15 protein-coding genes are annotated in these 17,890 nt (G+C 68.9%); 11 read left to right on the forward strand and 4 right to left on the reverse strand.

All coding sequences use genetic code 11. The features are described 5' to 3' along the window. The first annotated feature begins 203 nt into the window (after positions 1-203). The 6 genes from ACF07B_RS08915 (at position 204) to ACF07B_RS08940 (ending at position 8,165) form a co-directional block, all read left to right on the forward strand. Entirely contained in the window at positions 204-1,706 is a 1,503-nt protein-coding gene (locus ACF07B_RS08915; protein WP_392178343.1) for an aldehyde dehydrogenase family protein, read from the forward strand. After that, the gene (locus ACF07B_RS08920) at positions 1,703-3,454 is read left to right on the forward strand and encodes a thiamine pyrophosphate-binding protein (protein WP_392178344.1); all 1,752 of its coding nucleotides are present in this window, start codon (positions 1,703-1,705) and stop codon (positions 3,452-3,454) included. Before ACF07B_RS08915 ends, ACF07B_RS08920 begins: the two co-directional genes overlap by 4 nt. Before the next feature lie 109 nt (positions 3,455-3,563). Next, positions 3,564-4,724 carry an ABC transporter substrate-binding protein gene (locus ACF07B_RS08925; protein WP_392178345.1) on the forward strand — a complete coding sequence of 387 codons (1,161 nt, stop codon included), beginning with the start codon at positions 3,564-3,566 and terminating at the stop codon, positions 4,722-4,724. 8 nt (positions 4,725-4,732) lie between these two features. Next, complete coding sequence (locus ACF07B_RS08930) at positions 4,733-5,602, forward strand: branched-chain amino acid ABC transporter permease (RefSeq protein ID WP_369481694.1); 870 nt, start codon at positions 4,733-4,735, stop codon at positions 5,600-5,602. Next, a complete protein-coding gene (locus ACF07B_RS08935) occupies positions 5,599-7,434 on the forward strand; it encodes an ATP-binding cassette domain-containing protein (protein WP_392178346.1) in 1,836 nt (611 codons plus the stop codon). Before ACF07B_RS08930 ends, ACF07B_RS08935 begins: the two co-directional genes overlap by 4 nt. Continuing rightward, the gene (locus ACF07B_RS08940; RefSeq protein ID WP_392178347.1) at positions 7,431-8,165 is read left to right on the forward strand and encodes an ABC transporter ATP-binding protein; all 735 of its coding nucleotides are present in this window, start codon (positions 7,431-7,433) and stop codon (positions 8,163-8,165) included. Before ACF07B_RS08935 ends, ACF07B_RS08940 begins: the two co-directional genes overlap by 4 nt. Positions 8,166-8,293: 128 nt before the next feature. Here the strand turns inward: ACF07B_RS08940 and ACF07B_RS08945 are convergent, their stop codons facing one another. After that, positions 8,294-8,974 carry a TetR/AcrR family transcriptional regulator gene (locus ACF07B_RS08945; protein WP_369481691.1) on the reverse strand — a complete coding sequence of 227 codons (681 nt, stop codon included), beginning with the start codon at positions 8,972-8,974 and terminating at the stop codon, positions 8,294-8,296. A gap of 137 nt (positions 8,975-9,111) precedes the next feature. Between ACF07B_RS08945 and ACF07B_RS08950 the strand changes: the two genes are divergently transcribed. Together ACF07B_RS08950 and ACF07B_RS08955 are read left to right on the forward strand one after the other, a co-directional pair. Further along, positions 9,112-9,963 (forward strand): shikimate dehydrogenase, encoded by an 852-nt coding sequence (locus ACF07B_RS08950; protein WP_392178348.1) that lies wholly within the window; start codon positions 9,112-9,114, stop codon positions 9,961-9,963. 884 nt (positions 9,964-10,847) lie between these two features. Then, complete coding sequence (locus tag ACF07B_RS08955; RefSeq protein ID WP_392178744.1) at positions 10,848-12,323, forward strand: endonuclease/exonuclease/phosphatase family protein; 1,476 nt, start codon at positions 10,848-10,850, stop codon at positions 12,321-12,323. Positions 12,324-12,446: 123 nt separating this feature from the next. On the opposite strand, the gene ACF07B_RS08960 is transcribed toward ACF07B_RS08955, so the two are convergent. Beyond that, positions 12,447-13,484, reverse strand: coding sequence for a LysR family transcriptional regulator (locus tag ACF07B_RS08960; protein ID WP_392178349.1), 1,038 nt, complete (start codon positions 13,482-13,484; stop codon positions 12,447-12,449). A gap of 197 nt (positions 13,485-13,681) precedes the next feature. Here ACF07B_RS08960 and snpA point away from each other — a divergent pair, with 197 nt between their 5' ends. Then, on the forward strand, positions 13,682-14,377 hold the full coding sequence (gene snpA / locus ACF07B_RS08965; protein ID WP_369481686.1) for a snapalysin: 696 nt from the start codon (positions 13,682-13,684) through the stop codon (positions 14,375-14,377). Between the two features lie 329 nt (positions 14,378-14,706). Here the strand turns inward: snpA and ACF07B_RS08970 are convergent, their stop codons facing one another. Further along, positions 14,707-15,015: a hypothetical protein gene (locus tag ACF07B_RS08970; RefSeq protein WP_392178350.1), complete on the reverse strand. Its 309-nt coding sequence runs from the start codon at positions 15,013-15,015 to the stop codon at positions 14,707-14,709. A gap of 30 nt (positions 15,016-15,045) precedes the next feature. On the opposite strand from ACF07B_RS08970, the gene ACF07B_RS08975 reads away from it, so the two are divergent. Further along, on the forward strand, positions 15,046-16,731 hold the full coding sequence (locus tag ACF07B_RS08975; RefSeq protein WP_392178351.1) for a ribonuclease J: 1,686 nt from the start codon (positions 15,046-15,048) through the stop codon (positions 16,729-16,731). Positions 16,732-17,120: 389 nt separating this feature from the next. Here ACF07B_RS08975 and ACF07B_RS08980 read toward each other — a convergent pair whose 3' ends face one another. Further along, positions 17,121-17,474 carry a hypothetical protein gene (locus ACF07B_RS08980; protein ID WP_392178745.1) on the reverse strand — a complete coding sequence of 118 codons (354 nt, stop codon included), beginning with the start codon at positions 17,472-17,474 and terminating at the stop codon, positions 17,121-17,123. Positions 17,475-17,515: 41 nt separating this feature from the next. On the opposite strand from ACF07B_RS08980, the gene ACF07B_RS08985 reads away from it, so the two are divergent. Beyond that, the gene (locus ACF07B_RS08985; protein WP_392178352.1) at positions 17,516-17,821 is read left to right on the forward strand and encodes a helix-turn-helix domain-containing protein; all 306 of its coding nucleotides are present in this window, start codon (positions 17,516-17,518) and stop codon (positions 17,819-17,821) included. Positions 17,822-17,890: the final 69 nt, after the last annotated feature.

Here is a 17,890-nt window from a genome sequence, read left to right on the forward strand (position 1 = left end):
CTTCGTCAGTGGCCGGCCGCGCGGCCCGTTGTCGGGCGTGGCGCTCGAGAGGACAGCTTCCACCAGCCACGGTCCATTCGAAAACCGCTGGTTTCAACTTCCTCTTGCCGACCTATTGCCACGGCCTCACGGCGCCCGTACGTTACACGCCAGTCCACAGAGCAGTCCATGGAAACCATCAGATGGTTTTTTCTGGAGATGTGATGCTGCAAGACCTCCTCAAGGCCGCCGACCAGAACGACGTGGTCGAGGTCCTCCCCTACATCGCCGGATCCTGGGGCGGCGAAGGCCCTCCCACGGATCGCACCGGCCCCTACCTGAGGCGCACCGTCAGCCGCGCCCCTGCCGCGACCGGGCGTGAGATCGACACAGCGGTCGCGCAGGCCGGCGGTTACGCGCGGCAGATGGCCGACCTCGCGCCCGCCGCCCGGGCCGACATCCTGGAGGCCGCCTCACGCAACGCGCTCGCCCACCGCGACCGGCTCGCCCGCCTTCTTGCCCTTGAACTGGGCAAACCCGTCAAGGACAGCCGCACCGAGATCGAACGGGTGGCCTCCACGTTCGCGGTCTGCGCGGCCGAGGCCCGCCGCGTCGACGGCGAGACCCTGCCCGTGGCCGGCTGGAACACCGGCATCGGCAACACCGCCTTCACCTACCGGGCGCCCGCCGGAGTGGCTCTGGCCATCACGCCGTTCAACGCGCCGGCCAACCTCCTCGCGCACAAGCTCGGCGCCTCCTTCGCGGCGGGCAACACCACCTTGGTCAAGGCCCCGCCGCAGGCGCCGGCCATCTCGGCCGCCGTCGTCGCCCTGCTCCTGGACAGCGGCATGCCCCACCAGGCGGTCCAGCTGCTGCACGGCGGCGGTGATGTCGGGGCCGCCCTGTGCGCCGCCGATCCGGTCAGCGTCATCAGCTTCACCGGCAGCGCCGACACGGGTGCCGCCGTGGCCCGCGCCGCGGGCCGAAAGAGGCTCGCCCTGGAGCTGGGCGGCAACGCCGCCACGATCGTGTGCGAGGACGCCGACGCCACGGCGGCCGCCAAGATCAGCGCCCGCACCGGATACAGCAACTCAGGTCAGAGCTGTATCTCCGTCCAGCGTGTCTACGTCCACCGGTCCCGCTACGCCGAATTCCTCGATGCCTTCACCGCCGCGGTCGACGCGCTGGTCGTCGGTGATCCCCTCGACGACCGCACCGATGTCGGCTCCATGGTCGACGAGAACGCGGCCGAACGCGTGGTGGCCTGGTCGAGCGAGGCACGCCGGCTGGGCGCGAGTGTGATCCGCGGCGGCACCCGTGACGGCGCCACCGCCGCACCGACCATCGTCGCCGACCCGCCCGTCCACGCCTCCGTGGTCGTGCACGAGGTGTTCGGCGCGCTGGTCGCCGTCCTGCCCTTCGACGACTTCGACACCGTTCTCGATCAGTGCAACGCCAGCAGGTACGGACTGCAGGCCGGCCTGTTCACCCACGACATCACCCGCATCCTCACCGCCTGGCGACGCCTGGAGGTCGGCGGACTGATCGTGAACGGGACCTCCAACTTCCGTCTCGACCATGTTCCGTTCGGCGGTGTGAAGGACTCCGGCTTCGGCCGCGAGGCCCCTCGGTGGCTCATCGAGGACTACACCGTCGTCAAGACCCTCGTACTGCGCGGACTGTCCATCTGGGGCGACAGCCGTGAGCTGCCCAAGGAGAACTCGTGACCACTGTGACCGCCGCCGAAGCCCTCGTCGCCCAGCTCGAGTCCTACGGCGTGGAGCACGTCTTCGGCACCTGCGGACACACCAACATCGCCCTGCTCGACGCGCTGGGCCCGAGCTCGATCGAGTTCGTGATCGCCCGGCACGAACAGGCCGCGGCCCACGCGGCCGACGGCTACGCCCGGGCCACCGGCCGCCGCGGAGTACTGCTCACCCATGTGGGGCCGGGCATGATGAACGCCGTCACCGGCGTCGCCACGGCCGCCCTGGACTCCGTGCCGCTGGTCGTCATCACCGGCGACATTCCCTCCTACTACTACGGCCGGCACCCGCATCAGGAGGTCAACCTCCATGCCGACGCCGACCAGACCGCGATCTACCGGCCCTTCTGCAAGCGCACCTGGGAGGTCCAGCGGGTCCAGGACATCCCGCGCGTCACCGAGCGGGCCTTCTTCACCGCCGTCAGCGGCCGACCCGGGACTGTTCTGATCAATGTTCCGATGGACCTGTTCAACCGGCCGGTCACGCCCTACGACGGCGGCCACCCGCTGCCCGGACACCTCGGCCGGCCCGGCCTTGACGAGGCGACCGCCGACCAGATCGCCCAGGAGCTGCTGGAGGCGCAGCGGCCTCTGATCTACTTCGGCGGTGGCCTGCGCAGCCCCCGGGCCCGCGCCGGGCTGCTGGCCCTCGCCGAGCACCTCGACATCCCGCTCGCCCACTCCCTGATGGGCAAGGGCGTCGTCTCCGACCGTCATCCCCTGCTGCTGGGCATGCCCGGTTTCTGGGGACTGGAGAGCACTCACGAACGCACCAAGGGTGCCGACGTCGTCCTGGCGCTCGCCACCCGCTTCGCCGAGACCGACTCCAGCTCCTGGGACGCGACGTACACCTGGAACTTCCCGCCGAGCCGGCTGCTGCAGATCGACATCGACCCCGCGGAGATCGGCCGCAACTACCCCGTGCACATCGGTGCCGTGGCGGATGTGGAACTCGCCCTGGAGAAGATCGGTGCGGCGGTCCGGGCCCGCCGGAACGCGCCCGTCTCCCGTCCGGGCCTGCGCGAGAGCATCGCTGGCGCGCGAACCGGTGTGTTCGACGCGGCACGCGAGGCCGGTCGCAGCGACAACTTCCCGCTGCGGCCCCAGCGCATCCTGACCGACCTGCGCGAGGCCCTGCCGAACGACGCGATCCTGGTCACCGACGTCGGCTGGAACAAGAACGGCGTCGCACAGTGCTACGAACTGCCCGAGGAAGGCCGCTTCATCACTCCGGGAGGCGCCTCCACCATGGGCTTCGGCCCGGCCGCGGCCGTCGGCGTGCAGATCGCCCAGCCCGAGCGCGTCGTGGTCGCCCTCATCGGTGACGGCGGCATGAGCGCCCAACTGCCCGCGGTACCCATGGCGGTCGAGCAGGGGGCGCCCGTCATCTTCGTGGTGATGAACAACCGCGCCCACGGAACCATCGCCGACCTGCAGGCCTCGTCCTTCGGACGTTCCTACGGCTGCGAGTTCACCGACGCCGAGGGCCGGCCCTACAGCCCGGACTTCGCGCGGTACGGCGAGTCCTGCGGCGCCGACGGCTACACCGTCACCGCACCTGGCGACCTGCGCAAGGCGCTCGACGACGCCATCGCCCGCCGCCGCCCGGCCGTCCTCGACGTCCCCATGGTCAACGAGCCGGTGCCCACCCCGGGTCACTGGAACATCAAGGACATCTACGCCGGCCGCTTCCCTGCCGACACTCTCTGATCCCCACTTGTGCAACGCCCGCCGGCCCCGGCATCACGGGCCGGCGGGGTTCGCGTCGCCTCCCCCCACCCCTGCCCGCCAACCCACCGACACCGACGAGGTGACCATCATGTCCCGCATCTCCCAGCCTTCGGCCCCACGCACCCTGCTCGCCGCCGCCATCGCCGTGGCCGCAACCCTCACCGCCTGCGGCGCACCCGGTGATTCCGACAAGAGCGGCAGCTCCGACTCGGGCCCCATCAAGATCGCCGTCATCAACGCCCGCAGCGGCCAGCTCTCCTCTCTGGGCGACTGGGAGCACAAGGGCGCCAAGCTCGCCGTCGACGAGTGGAACAAGAAGGGCGGCATCAACGGCCGCAAGATCCAGCTGAAGTCGTTCGACGACCAGGGCGACCCCACCACGGGCACCAACCTGGCCCGCAAGATCTCCAGCGAGAACTACATCGCGATGATCGGCACCGCCGAGAGCGCGGTCACCATCGCCATGGCGCCCGTCCTGAAGCAGGAGGGCATCCCCAACATCACCTCCGGTCAGTCCGACGGGCTCGTGGCGCTCAAGAGCGAGTTCCTGTTCCTCAACGGCCCGACCAGCACCACCTACGACAGCACCCTGGCCAAATACCTGATAGAGACCAAGGGCTACAAGAAGATCGCCTTGATCACGAACAACGGTTCCTTCGGTACGGGTGAGCACGACGCGTTCACCAAGGCGGCCAAGGACCTCGGCGTCACCCCGGTCACCGACCAGGTCGTCACCACCGACCAGAAGGACTTCAGCGCCGCCCTGACCAAGATCCGCGCCAAGAAGCCGCAGGTGATCTTCATCGGCTCGGAGGAGGTCGAGGCCGGTCTGATCGTCAAGCAGGCCCGCGACCTCGGTATCACCGTCCCGTTCGCGGGTGCGGCGCCGCAGGGCACGCCGGTCTTCGCGCAGACCGCCGGCAAGGAGGCGGCGGAAGGCACCATCGTCAGCTCTCCCTACCTGAGCAACGACACCAGCCCCGCAGCACAGAAGTTCGCCGTCGCCTACAAGGCCGCCTACGGCGAGGAGGCCGAACTGCACGGCGCCAAGGCCTACGACGGCACCAGCATCCTGCTCACCGCGCTGAAGAACAGCAAGGTGGCGACCGGCAAGAAGCTCGCCGACGCGATCCGTGCGACCCAGTACGACGGCCTGCTCGGGCAGTTCCAGTACGGCGCCGACGGCGTCGGCATCACCAAGACCAGCATCGGAGTCATCAAGTCCGGCGCGCTCGTCGCGCAGAACTGAGGGACGACGTGCAAGACACCCTGCAAACGCTCGTCAGCGGTCTGAGTCTCGGGGCCGTGTACGCCCTGGTCGCGATGGGCTTCTCCCTCGTCTACCGCACGATGGGGCTGGTCAACTTCGCGCACGCGGACATCGCCATGATCGGCGCGTACGCCGCGTCCACGTTCTACCTCACCTCCAAGCTGCCCTTCGCCGTGGCCATGCTGACCGCCATCGTGGTCACCGGGGCCATCGGCCTGGTCATCGAACGGGTGCTGCGCCCGCTGGAGAACAAGGACTTCGACCTCATGCTCATCGGCACGATCGGCTTCGGCATCGTGCTGCAGGCGGTCGCCGTCCTCATCTGGGGCACCACCGGCCGCGCCGTCCCCTCGCCCCTGCACGCCGCGCCCCTGGACATCCTCGGTATCCGGGTGCGCACGTACGACCTGCTGGTCATGGCGGTCGCCGCCATCGCCGTCGTCGCCCTGGCCTTCTTCCTGTCGCGCACCAAGCGCGGGGCGGCCATGCAGGCGGTCGCGATGGACCACGAGGCGGCAACCGCCGTGGGGATCAACGTGGGCCGCAGCAACGCCCTGGCCTTCGCCATCGGAGCCGGACTGGCCGCCCTCGCGGGCGGCCTGGTCGGCCCCATGCTCTACGTCGACGCCTCCCTCGGCGGGGCGCTGGGCATCAAGGGCTTCGCCGCGGCGATGCTCGGCGGTTTCGGCTCGATCCAGGGGGCTGTGGTGGGCGGGGTGGCTATCGGTGTCCTCGACTCCTACGCCGCCGGCCACTTCCAGGGCTACTCGGTCCTGGTCACGTTCCTCGTCTTCACTTTGGCGATCATGATCCGGCCCACGGGCATCTTCGGCGAGAGGACGGTCAGCCGCGCATGAAGACCCGCATCGGCACGATAGGCGCGATCATCGTCGCCGCCTGGGTACTCCCCTACGGCCTGGGGAGCTACACCATCCACGTCGTGAACATCGCCCTCATCTACGCCCTGCTGGCGATCGGGATGGGCCTGGCGATGGGAATCTCCGGCCAGATCAACCTCGCCCAGGTCGCGTTCTTCGGCGTCGGCGCCTACACGGTGGCCATCCTCACCACCCACTACGGCTACGGCTTCTGGGCCGCGGCCCTGCTCGCCGTCCTGGCCACCGTCATCGCCGGCCTGTTCGTCGGCATTCCAGCCCTGCGGATGCAGTCGCACTATCTGGGGATCGTGACCCTCGGTCTCGCCCTGGGATTCATCAACTGGATCACCAACGCCCACATCTCCGGCGGCGCCGACGGCATCTCCGCTGTCCCCGGCCCCACCGTGCCGGGCATCGATCTGTCCAGCGAGTACCTCTACTACTACCTGGAAGCCGTGGTCTTCGGCCTCTCGCTCGTCTTCGGCCTCTTCGTCGTCCGTACCTCGCTCGGCCGGCGCCTGCGCGCCATGCGCGACGACTCCTTGGCCGCCGGGGCGATGGGGGCGGAGATCCCGTTGCTGCGGATGACGGCCTTCCTCCTGGCCAGTCTCTACGGCGGCCTCGCCGGAGTCCTCTACTCGGGGCTCATCCGCTACGTCGCTCCGGAGACGTTCTCCATCGGGAACATGTTCATCCTGCTGGCGATGGTCATCATCGGCGGCCGCCGGTCCCTGGTGGGCTGTGTGGTCGGAGCCATCGGGCTGACCCTGGTCCGGGAATGGCTCTCGGACTTCTCCACCTACGCCCAACTGGGCTACGGCATCGTCGTCGTCCTCATGGTCGTGTTCGCGCCGACCGGTCTCGCCGGCGTCCCGGCGCGGTTGCGCGGTGTGTACGAGCGGCGGCGCGGCCGGGAGTCCGTCCGCGCCGAGCTGCGGCCCTTCACGCCCTACTCCCCCATCGAGCGTCCGGACACCGCGGATGTGCTGCTGGCGGTGGAAGGCGTCACCAAGCAGTTCCGCGGACTGCGGGCGCTCAATGAGGTCTCTCTCTCCGTGAGAGAGGGCGAGATCCGGGGGATCGTGGGTCCCAACGGCTCCGGGAAGACGACGCTGTTCAACGTGATCAGCGGCTTCTACCGGGCGACCGCGGGCACGGTCCGCTTCGTCGGCAGCGACACCACCACCGCCCGGCCCTACGTCCTGTCACTGGCCGGACTGTCCCGCACGTTCCAGAACCTGCGCCTGTTCGGGCAGTTGACCGTGCGGGAGAACATCCTCGTCGCGCTCGACCGCAGCCGCACCCGGTCGATCTGGCAGTACGCCGTGTGGCAGCCGGGAGTGTGGGCGCACGAGCGTCGGCTGCGGGCGCAGGCTGACGAGGTACTCGAGCGTTTCGGACTAGCGGACTTCGCGGACGCCGACCCCACGGCACTGCCGTACGGCATCCAGCGCCGTATCGAAATCGCCCGCGCCATGGCGGCCCGTCCCCGGCTGCTGCTGCTGGACGAGCCGGCTGCCGGTCTCAACGGCGAGGAGGTGCAGCAGCTCATCCGCATCGTCCGCTCGATCAGGGACAGCGGCACCACCGTGATCCTCATCGAGCACAACATGGGGCTGGTGATGTCTCTTTGCGAGAAGGTCACCGTCCTGTCCAGCGGGAACATCATCGCGGAGGGCACCCCGCAGCAGGTCGTGACCGCGCCGGAGGTCATCGAGGCCTATCTCGGTGAGTCCGACCTGGCCGAGCTCGGCATGGACGCTCCCGAGGCCGCCGACCGGCCTGACCGTGCGAAGGAGGCGACCTCGTGAAGGTCATCGCAGGCAACGCCGCAGAGTGCCTGAGTGTGCAGGAACTGAGCGTGCACTACGGCGGTGTCCAGGCCGTCAGCTCCATCGACTTCAGCGTGGAGTCCGGCCAGTCCGTCGGCATCATCGGCGCCAACGGCGCCGGCAAGACCTCCACCCTCAAGGCGGTCATGGGACTGGTCCCGCGCAGCGGCGGCAGCGTCCGTCTCGGCGACAAGGACCTCACCCGGGTCAAGGCCCGCGACATGGTCCGTCACGGTATCGGCTACGTACCCGAGGGCCGGCACGTCTTTCCCGGGCTGTCTGTCGAGAAGAACCTCCTTTTGGGTGCCTACTCCCGCGCCTGGGACAAGGACACCCACCAGCAACTCGACGAGATCTACGCCCTCTTTCCCGTGCTGAAGGAGATGCGCGAGCGTGTGGCAGGGGCGCTGTCCGGCGGGCAGCAGCAGATGCTCGCCATCGGCCGCGCCCTGATGACCCGTCCGCGTCTGCTGGTGCTGGACGAACCGTCCATGGGTCTGTCGCCGAAGCTCGTCGGCAACATCCTCGACGTACTGCTGCGGCTGCGCGAGGAAGGACTGAGCCTGCTCCTGGTGGAGCAGAACGCCAAGCTCACCTTCGGGGTGACCAGTCACTGCATCGTGATGGAAAACGGTCAGGTCGCCATGCGCGGCACCTCCGCACAGCTCAGCCACGATCCGCGGGTGCGGGAGGTGTACCTGGGACTGTGAATACCGCCACGACTGACACTCCGACCACCGATCCACGGGTGGTCCTGGCGACTCCGTTGCAGGCGGGACCCCTGCGACGGAGGAACCGGTTCGTCGCCTCTGCCGAACAGGCCGTCAGGGCAGTGCGTTCACTCCGGTGACACCGCGGGCCCCTGTTGCGCGGCGGTGCCCGTCAGGTACGTGACGACCAGGTCCCCGATCATGGTGCGCAGCCGGTCGCGGTGCCCCGGCGCGAGCAGGTCACAGTCGAACAGTGCCGCGAAGGTGTGCCGGTTGGCCACCGGGAAGACACAGAACGAGCTGATGAAGGCGTGCATGCCGACCGCGTCGACGTCGGCGGTGATCTGTCCGCTCTCCCGCCCCCTGTGCAAAATCCCTTCGATGACCGTGAGCGCCGGGGTCCGCAGGTCCGTCAGATGCCGCGACCGGGCCAGGTGACGTCCTCGGTGGACGTTCTCGATGCTCACCAGGCGGACGAAGTCGGGGTGGGCCTCGTGATGGTCGAAGGTCAACTCCGCCAGCCGGCGCATCGCCTCCACCGAGTCCTGCTCGTCGGTGTCCAGCAGCTGCTCCTGCTGGCGGATTTCGCGGTAGGCCTCCTCTAGGACGGCTGTGAACAGGCCCTCCTTGCTACCGAAGTAGTAGTAGATCATCCTCTTGCTGGTGCGGGTGCGGGCGGTGATCTCGTCCATGCGCGCGCCGGCGTACCCGGCTTCCGCGAACTCCGCTCTGGCTGCCGCGAGTATCTCGCGCCGTGTGCGGTCCGCGTCGTGCGGACGGTGCCGGTCCGGTGAGACGGCCGTGCCCATGTGACCCCCTGGCCCGCCCCGGGCCGGAGGCGCGACGTGTCCTGGGCGCGGTCGGAGCATCCTTGCCACTTCCCGTAGCGCGCCGATCCCTGATATGGATAACGAACCAGTTCGTACATTACTCGTGTGGAGTCCGGATGAACCAGCACTCGTACCTGGTCGGGTTGATTGCGCCGGGAGCCGAGTTCTCGGTCAGCTCCGAACTCCACCGCCGCGAAGCCGAACGCCACCACCTGCGCTACCTGTGCCGGCACCTGGACTGCCAGCGGGACTTCGGCAGGCTGCTGGACTACTGCAGGATCTTCGGGTTCTCGGGACTCGGCGTGACCGCATCAGCGGATCACCCGGTGGAGGCCCTGGACGGACTGTCCGGGGCGGCCGCCAGAACGGGCACGGTAACCGCGGTCGTCTACGGCGCGGACGGCCGGACCACCGGCCACGACACCGGCATGGAAGCCTTCACCGCCGCCTTCACACGGAACCTGCCCGGCGTTGCGCTCTCCCGGGTCGTGCAGGTCGGCGCGACAGGTGCCGGTGTGTCGGTCGCCCACGCACTCGCCGAGCGCGGCGTGGAACATCTGACCCTGGTCGACACCGACCCGGCCCGGGCCTCAGCCCTGGCCGAGGCCGTGAACCGGCACGCGGTGCACCGTCCCGCCAGGGCCCATCCGGCCGAGGTTCTCGAACATCACCTCAAGCAGGCCGACGGACTCGTCAACGCCCTCCCACCCGCAGCGGAATCGGACCGGTTGACCCAGGTGCTCACCGAGTCACTGCGCAGCGACCTGTGGATCTGCGACCTCGACCACCGCCCTGGATCGCTCGCGCCAGCGGCACGAGCCCTGGGGTGCACGGTGCTGCACGGCGGGACCATACTGGTCCACGCGACGGCGCGGAACTTCCAACTCGTCACAGGCCAACAGGCGCACACCTCACACATGCTCGGGGACTTCGCCGACCTGACGGCCGAACCGGCCGCTCACAGCTGAGGCCGAACCTTCGATCAGCAGGAGCAGCCCTTCGGTCACGCGGACGGGTGCTCGACCGCGCACGAACCACAACCGTGCTCCGCGTTGTCCGACTCCGCACCGTACCTGCGCGAAGGCCTGAACCCGCTCGACGATCTCATCCTCACCCACCTGACGACCATCGACCGCGAGCGGCGCTCTGGACGGGGCGCCGCGGTATGCGCTGGCTGCCGCAACCGCGGCTGCCCTCGCGGCCGTGCACGAGGCAGGCGTCATCCACCGGGATGTGAAACCTCAGAATGTCATCCTCGCCCCGACCGGCCCCGGATGCTGGACTTCCGTATCGCCCATGCTCTCGACGCCACCTCGGTGACACGCACGGGAATGATGACCGGCACCCCCGGCTGGATCAGTCCTGAGCACTACCGCACCGGGGACGTGGGGCCTGCCGGGAACGTCTTCGCCTGGGGTGCTCTCATCGCCTACGCCGCGACCGGACGTCTCCCCTCGCCTCCCAGACAACGGCCCTCACTCCACGCCGTCCGGAACCGACACGGGTGTCCGAGTTGGTGAGCCGTCACTGGAACTTGCCGACCGACGACGACGCCGCCTGGCCCACTGCTGCACGATCCCGCAGTCGCCTTTGCTATTCATCGCCCGATGAAAGCTCCTCATGCAATCCGTCAACTGCCGCTTCCGGATCGGAAGTTACATTGATCATTTGACAGCCCGTCACGGGTTGTCGTGGATGGATGGTGAGCATGCAGGGTCTACGGATGCCGTCCGCGGACTCGGCAGCCCTTCGCGATCTCGCTCGCGGCCGGGGCGGTGTCACACCGTGCACGCTTTGACTGTTCACAGTTCTTAGGCGGGGGTAAATGAGACAGATAATCAGCCGCTTGGCGGTGCTGTGTACCGCTTTGTTCGCGGTGATCGCCATGTCGACCGTGCAGGCGCAGGCGGACGCACGGCCGGTGCCCGTCACGGCCGGCGACAAGTACGCGCTCAAGTCCGTGGGCGCCGGCGGTCTTTATGTGTCGGCGGAAGTCGTCAACAGCGGTGACGAGGAGGGCATGCTGCGTGCGCGCAAGTCCCCTCTCGATGAGCTGGGATCCTGGGAGAAGTTCACGCTGCACACCCACGACAAGGGGTGGACCGCCACCCTGCGTTCGGAAGCGAACGGGAACTACGTCACGACCGAGCGGAACGACACCGGCAGCCACAAGAATCTGCTCCGGGCCCGGAGCACGACCGTCGGCGAGTGGGAAGAGCTCCATCTCGTGAGGCAGACGGACGGTACGTACGCCCTGAAGGCCTGGACGAACGACGGCTACAAATACGTGACCGCCGAGATGCAGGACCCCGGAACCGACAAGGGGCTGCTGCGGGCACGGGCTGACTCGGTGGGATCCTGGCAGAAGTTCGAGCTCGTCTTCCTCGGCGAGGAGAACGCGAGCGACGAAGGGGGACGCCCCAGTCCCGCTTCCCCCGCACCAGCGGCCGACTTCCGTGTGATGTCGTGGAACGTCTGCGCCAATAACAACACGGGCTGCCAGAACAACGAGGTAGCAGGCGCGGACCTGGGGAGCCAGATCGCCGACCGGCTGGGCTCCGACGCGGAGGCGAGGCAATACCGCGCCGTCTTTCTCCAGGAGCTCTGCGAGTCGCACGCCAAGGCGATCGAGAAGGCGCTGGAGACCAAGACGGACACCGGATGGGACGTACGCTTCGCCCCCATCAAGTACACCGTCGACGAGTCATCCGTGAAGGCCGCCAAGACCTGCAACAAGACCGGGTCGGAGGACCGAGGCGCCTACGGCATCGCCCTCGCGGTGCCGGACACCAACGTCTGGTACACGTCGTACGACCTTCCCTCACCGGAGAACCAGACCATCAAGAACGACAAGGGCGACGACGTCTGGGTGCGGATGGAACAGCGGACCGCCATGTGCGCGGTTCTCCCGACCCAGGCCCTGCAGTTCTGCGCGACCCACTTCAGCTCCGGCGCGGACACGGAGGACCCGAAGGGGGAAAAGCGCAAGGAACAATCCGCGCTGCTGCAGGAGATCGTCCATACGTACACTCCGGCCGGCTATCGGACCGTCTACGGCGGCGATTTCAACTCCGTGCCGACGGACTCCGCCTCGCCGGACACGCCCAAGGACGTCATGACGTCCGCCTATGCGGCGGACAAGGAATGCGACGAGGGGCAGTCGAGCACTCGGCCGCGCGACGGTAAGGCCACGAAGCCGTTGGTCGGCCGAAACATCAAGATCGACTACTTGTTCGGTCCATCCTCCGCGACCATCTCGGCATGCGACGTGCTGGCCGACGCGGGGAAGTCGGACCACTATCCGATCAAGGCGCACTTCGAGTTCTGAGAGCAGTGACGCGGCCTTGGTCCAGAACGCCCCGCAGGCGTTCCGGACCAAGGCCCGACCGGCGTGGAAACCTCGGTCCGGTGGCCTTCACGAAGGGCTCGGACATGCGCCGGACCTACCCGGTCACCGCACGGCTTTGCCCGTGCCGGTACCGTCCGTCGTGAGCACCCGCTCGGGCGTCTCCCGCGTGTCGGTGGTCCCGGGTTCACACAGGACTCGCATCGCCTCCGGTGTGCCCGAACGCTTCAGCCATTCACGGTAGGCCGGTGCCTGACGGACCGCCTCCCAGTAGGCGTCCACCAACTCGTCGTATCCGAGATCGAGTTCGGCCTCCGAGCGGGCGGCGAGCAGCAGTCGTACTCCTATCGGGTCGCCCTGCAGGGGCCGGACGACGACATCGGAACGCGGGCGGGCCGTGGGCTGGCTGACCGTGACGACTTCGCCGGTGGCGGCCAGCGAGTACGCCGTGAGGTAGTCGCCGTGCAGCATGTCGGGCTCGATCCCCGCATCCCGCAGGACACGGCAGAGCGCGTCCCACTCGCCGTCGACCGTGGAGTCCACCATCCAGTGGTCGTCGGCCAGGTCGGCGAGCCGCACCTCGGAACGTTCCGCAGCCGGGTGGTCGGCGGCGAGCGTGACGAACTGCGGTTCGCGTTCGACCAGGACGCGCAGACAGAGCCCGGACGGGATGCACAGGGGGCTGCCCTCGACCTCATGCACGAAGGCCAGTTCGAGCCATCCCCCGGCGACCATGCGCAGCAGGGAGTTCGCGGAGACGTCCATCCGGAGTGTGGGTTCGGTGCGGGGAACACGGGCGCGCAGGCGGCGCAGCCAGCCCGGCAGAGCACGGCTGGCCGTGGCACCGATCCGCAATGTGTACTCATCCGTGGCCCGGGCCACGGCCGCCCTCGTCTCCGTGACGATCGCGGCGAGTTCGGCGACGAGAGGTCTGGCGCGACTCAGCACCGCGTGACCCAGTGGTGTGGGGCGGCAGCCCGTGCCCGCGCGGACGAAGAGCTGCGCGCCGAGTGCCCGCTCGATGCGGCGCAGTTGGGCGCTCAACGAGGGCTGTGCCACCCCGAGTTCACGGGCCGCCTTGTGCAGGCTGCCCGTGTCGGCGATGGCGCACAGGGCACGTAAATGCCTCACCTCGAGCTCCATGCCGGAAGGGTAGGGCGAGGCGGAGCGGCGCACCAGATGTTCAAAACGCGACGAAGCCTGACGAGTTGGCTCCCGATAGCTCCCCGATAGCTCCGCGCTATCCCCGAATGCCATCATCCGCCACCCCCTTGGCCTACCCGAGACTCCTGCTGAACCAATCGTTCACCACCCCACACGAACGAGTAGGAGCACCCCACATGCTGTCCTCCCGCATGAAGTCGAAGGCCTCCAGGAGGGTCCTGGCCCTCACGCTCGGCCTGGGTCTGGCCTCCGCCGCGCTGGGCACCGCGGTCCCGGCGAGCGCCAAGTCGGCGGACTCCGCCCCGGCCGGTTCCACCTCCGCCTCGGCGGCCCGGTACGCCGGTTCGGCCGAGAACGCCGCCGGCAACAAGGCGTTCTTCGAAGCCGTACTGAAGTCGGTCGCCAAGAAGCAGGCGGCCAACCCCTCCGCGCAGTCGGTGACCGTCTACTACAACGCCTCCCAGGCGCCGAGTTTCCGTTCCCAGATATCGAGTTCCGCCTCGATCTGGAACAGCTCCGTGTCGAACGTCAAGCTCCAGGCGACCTCGAGCGGTGCGGACTTCACCTACTACGAGGGCAACGACTCGCGCGGGTCGTACGCCTCCACGAACGGCCACGGCAGCGGCTACATCTTCCTCGACTACGCGCAGAACCGGCAGTACGACTCGATCCGCGTCACCGCCCACGAGACCGGTCACGTGCTGGGTCTGCCGGACCACTACAGCGGTCCGTGCAGCGAGCTGATGTCGGGCGGCGGCCCGGGCACGTCCTGCACCAACCGCTACCCGAACACGGCCGAGCGCTCCCGCGTGAACCAGCTCTGGGCCAACGGCCTCGCGAAGGCCCTCGCCAAGCTGGAGAAGGCGCGCTGACCCAGCGTCCCGCACGCGTGTCGAGCGCCGCGCGCCGCACACTCGAGTCGAGCCGGTAGGGGCCGTGGTGTGACGCCACGGCCCCTACCGGGTTCGCCCGGGTGCGAGCCGTGGCCCGACCGGGACACGACCCGTCCCGGCGGTGATCCGGCCGGACGCGCCGCTCAGGGCTGACGCCCGATGAAGGCGAGCAGACGCGTCTGTACGTCAGCGCTCTCGGGAACCTCGACCCGCTGGACGCGTGGGAGACGCACGAGAACGCCTGACGAAAGTCGTCCCGGTCCTCCTCCCCCGGCTGGGATCCCCAGGACGCGGCGGAGATCGCCGGGCTACGGGCGCGGGAAGTCGTACTCGCCGGGACGATCGTCACGCACGAGTACTGGACCAGCCTCGCCCCGGCCGACCTCCTCGCGGCCCGTGACGCGCTCACGGGCGCGGCCCGCGATGCGCAGCTGGCAGCGGGAGGAGCGGCGGTGGCCGCCCGCGGAGCGCAGCGGGGTGGTCAGGCGGGCTTCGCCGATCGCGCCGAGGAAGCCCTCGGTGGTGCCGCAGGCGGCTGGTGAAACGGTCGTCGGCCTGCTGCCGGCACCGCTCGATCCGCTCGGCGGGAGGACGAGATCGCCCAGGCAATGGATCACCTCGTCCCACTCTCCAGGTAACGTCCAGGCATGAGTCATCCACACCCCGAGCTGAAAGCCGCTCCGCCCCTTCCCAAAGGAGGGCTGCGGGTCATCGCCCTGGGCGGCCTGGGCGAGATCGGCCGCAACATGACCGTCTTCGAGTACGCCGGCAAGCTGCTCATCGTCGACTGCGGCGTGCTGTTCCCCGAAGAGACCCAGCCCGGCGTAGACGTCATCCTTCCGGACTTCACCTCCATCCGGGACCGGCTGGACGACATCGTGGCCGTGGTCCTCACCCACGGCCACGAGGACCACATCGGCGGCGTGCCCTACCTGCTGCGCGAGCGGTCCGACATTCCCATCGTCGCCTCCAAGCTGACGCTGGCGTTCCTGGAGGCCAAGCTCAAGGAACACGGCATCCGGCCGCGCACGGTGCGCGTGCGGGAGGGCGACCGGCGCAGTTTCGGTCCCTTCGACTGCGAGTTCGTGGCGGTCAACCACTCCATCCCGGACGGCCTCGCGGTCGCGATCCGCACCGGCGCCGGGATGGTGCTGCACACCGGCGACTTCAAGATGGACCAGTTCCCCCTCGACGACCGCATCACCGATCTCCGTGCCTTCGCCCGCCTCGGCGAGGAGGGCGTGGACCTGTTCCTCACCGACTCCACCAACGCCGAAGTACCCGGCTTCACCACCTCCGAGCGTGAGCTGAACCCGGCGATCGAGCAGGTGCTGCGCACCGCGCCGCGCCGGGTCATCGTCTCCAGCTTCGCCAGCCATGTGCACCGCATCCAACAGGTCCTGGACGCCGCCCACCAGCACGGCCGCAAGGTCGCCTTCGTCGGCCGGTCGATGGTCCGCAACATGGGAATCGCCCGTGACCTGGGCTATCTGAAGGTCCCATCCGGTCTGGTCGTGAGCACGAAGGAGCTGGAGAAGCTCCCGGACCACAAGATCACTCTGGTGTGCACCGGCTCCCAGGGCGAACCGATGGCCGCGCTGTCACGGATGGCCAACCGCGACCACCAGATCCGTATCGGCAAGGGCGACACCGTCCTGCTCGCCAGCTCCCTCATCCCCGGCAACGAGAGCGCCATCTACCGCGTCATCAACGGGCTCACCCGGTGGGGCGCCCACGTGGTCCACAAGGGCAACGCCAAGGTCCACGTCTCCGGGCACGCCAGCGCCGGCGAACTCGTCTACTGCTACAACATCGTCAAACCCCGCAATGTCATGCCGGTGCACGGCGAATGGCGCCACCTGCAGGCCAACGGCGACCTCGCCATCCGTACCGGTGTCGATCCGGACCGGGTCGTCATCGCCGAGGACGGCGTCGTCGTCGACCTCGTCGACGGCCGCGCGTCCATCACCGGGAAGGTCCCCGCAGGCTACGTCTACGTGGACGGGATGGAAGTCGGCGGCGTCACCGAAGCCTCCCTCAAGGACCGCCGCACGCTCGGGGAAGAGGGTGTGGTCACGGTGGTGGCGATCGTCGACGCCGACTCCGGCGCCCTCGCCGAAGCCCCCGACTTCCTGGCCCGCGGCTTCGCCCATGACGACACCACCTTCGAGCCGGTCATCCCCGTCATCGAGAAGACCCTGGCCACCGCCGCCGACGAAGGCATCGGGGACGCGGTCCAACTCGAACAGCTCATCGCCCGCGCCGTGGCGAACTGGGCGTTTCGCACCTACCGCCGCAGGCCCCTCATCATCCCGGTCATCATCGACGCCTGAGCCCCGACAGCACGCCCCCTGACCGCCGTGCCCGGCCTCGTGAGTATCGAAGCCGGGCACGGCAGTCAGCAGCCGCCCGAGGAGCCGCCACGCAGCCGGTCGCAGCCGATGGCGCTCGGGCAGCCGCGTTCGGCAGCCCGGCTTGCGGTCGCAGGCTCGTAGGCCGTCTGGCGCGCATCCTGCCGCTTCTCGTCACGGCGCTGTCGACCGTCGACTTCCGGCAGGCTCGGCGAGCGCGCTCGGGCGCCTGAGAGGCATGCAGGCGGCCCGCCCACCGCAGGACGGGCACCGAGCCGGGACGGACGATCACCGCGTTCTCGCCGGGCCGGCGATGCTCCCGCAGCGGCCCTCGCCCTCGGAAGCGTCGTCCTCAACTCCCGGTCACCCGCTCAAGAGCGCATTCGCCGACGTGCCGCGACGTCGCGCATCGAGTGCCAGGAGACCACCGCCCATGCGACGACCAGCACCGCGTACAGCACGACGGCCAGCCAGACGAACAGCTGTGAGCCGCTTCGTGTCGCGAGGGCGCTGGTGCTGGTGACGCAGGCCCCGAGCGGGAAGGTGAACGACCACCAGGTCGGTGCGAAGGGCAGCCCTCCGCGGACCTCACGCACGGTCAGCGCGGTGGCGAGGGCCAGCCACAGCAGGGCGAAACCCCCTATCCCGAGCCCGCCGAGGAGCGCCACGACCTCGCTCCCCCGCGCGGCCGGAGCGGGAAGCGCGCTCGGCGCCGCGATGGCCAGCGCACCGAGTGAACCCGTCCGCCGAGCACACGCTCGCCACCATGGCGCGCCGGGCCGGCGTCAGTACCCGGCACATGACCCGCCTGTTCCACGACGAGATGACCACGACGCCGGCCCGCTACGTCGAGCAGGTACGGATGGAGGCCGCCCAGGCCATGCTGGAGGGCGGCGACGACCCCATGGCGACGGTGGCCCGGCACACGGGTTTCGGCTCGCCGGAGTCGCTGCGCCGGGCTTTCACGCGCAACCTCGCGATCACGCCCGGGGCCTACCGGACGCGCTTCCGCATCACGGACAGTTCGGGGGACACCGCTCATGTCCGAGAGCCGCACGCACGCGGCCGGTAGACCGATGGGAGCTCGCGCTGAATCGCGGCCGTACCGGCATGAGAACTAAGATCGGCCTACGGGGCAACG

This window comes from Streptomyces sp. NPDC015532 (genome assembly GCF_043078065.1).
In the GTDB taxonomy this organism is placed as follows: Bacteria; Actinomycetota; Actinomycetes; order Streptomycetales; family Streptomycetaceae; genus Streptomyces.

Coding starts and splice junctions, on each gene's coding strand:
- ACF07B_RS08945 (WP_369481691.1), bottom strand. CDS start 8,974: ATGGGCACGGCCGTCTCACCGGACCGGCACCGTCCGCACGACGCGGAC.
- ACF07B_RS08915 (WP_392178343.1), top strand. CDS start 204: ATGCTGCAAGACCTCCTCAAGGCCGCCGACCAGAACGACGTGGTCGAG.
- ACF07B_RS08975 (WP_392178351.1), top strand. CDS start 15,046: ATGAGTCATCCACACCCCGAGCTGAAAGCCGCTCCGCCCCTTCCCAAA.
- ACF07B_RS08985 (WP_392178352.1), top strand. CDS start 17,516: ATGGCGCGCCGGGCCGGCGTCAGTACCCGGCACATGACCCGCCTGTTC.
- ACF07B_RS08935 (WP_392178346.1), top strand. CDS start 5,599: ATGAAGACCCGCATCGGCACGATAGGCGCGATCATCGTCGCCGCCTGG.
- ACF07B_RS08960 (WP_392178349.1), bottom strand. CDS start 13,484: ATGGAGCTCGAGGTGAGGCATTTACGTGCCCTGTGCGCCATCGCCGAC.
- ACF07B_RS08950 (WP_392178348.1), top strand. CDS start 9,112: ATGAACCAGCACTCGTACCTGGTCGGGTTGATTGCGCCGGGAGCCGAG.
- ACF07B_RS08925 (WP_392178345.1), top strand. CDS start 3,564: ATGTCCCGCATCTCCCAGCCTTCGGCCCCACGCACCCTGCTCGCCGCC.
- snpA (WP_369481686.1), top strand. CDS start 13,682: ATGCTGTCCTCCCGCATGAAGTCGAAGGCCTCCAGGAGGGTCCTGGCC.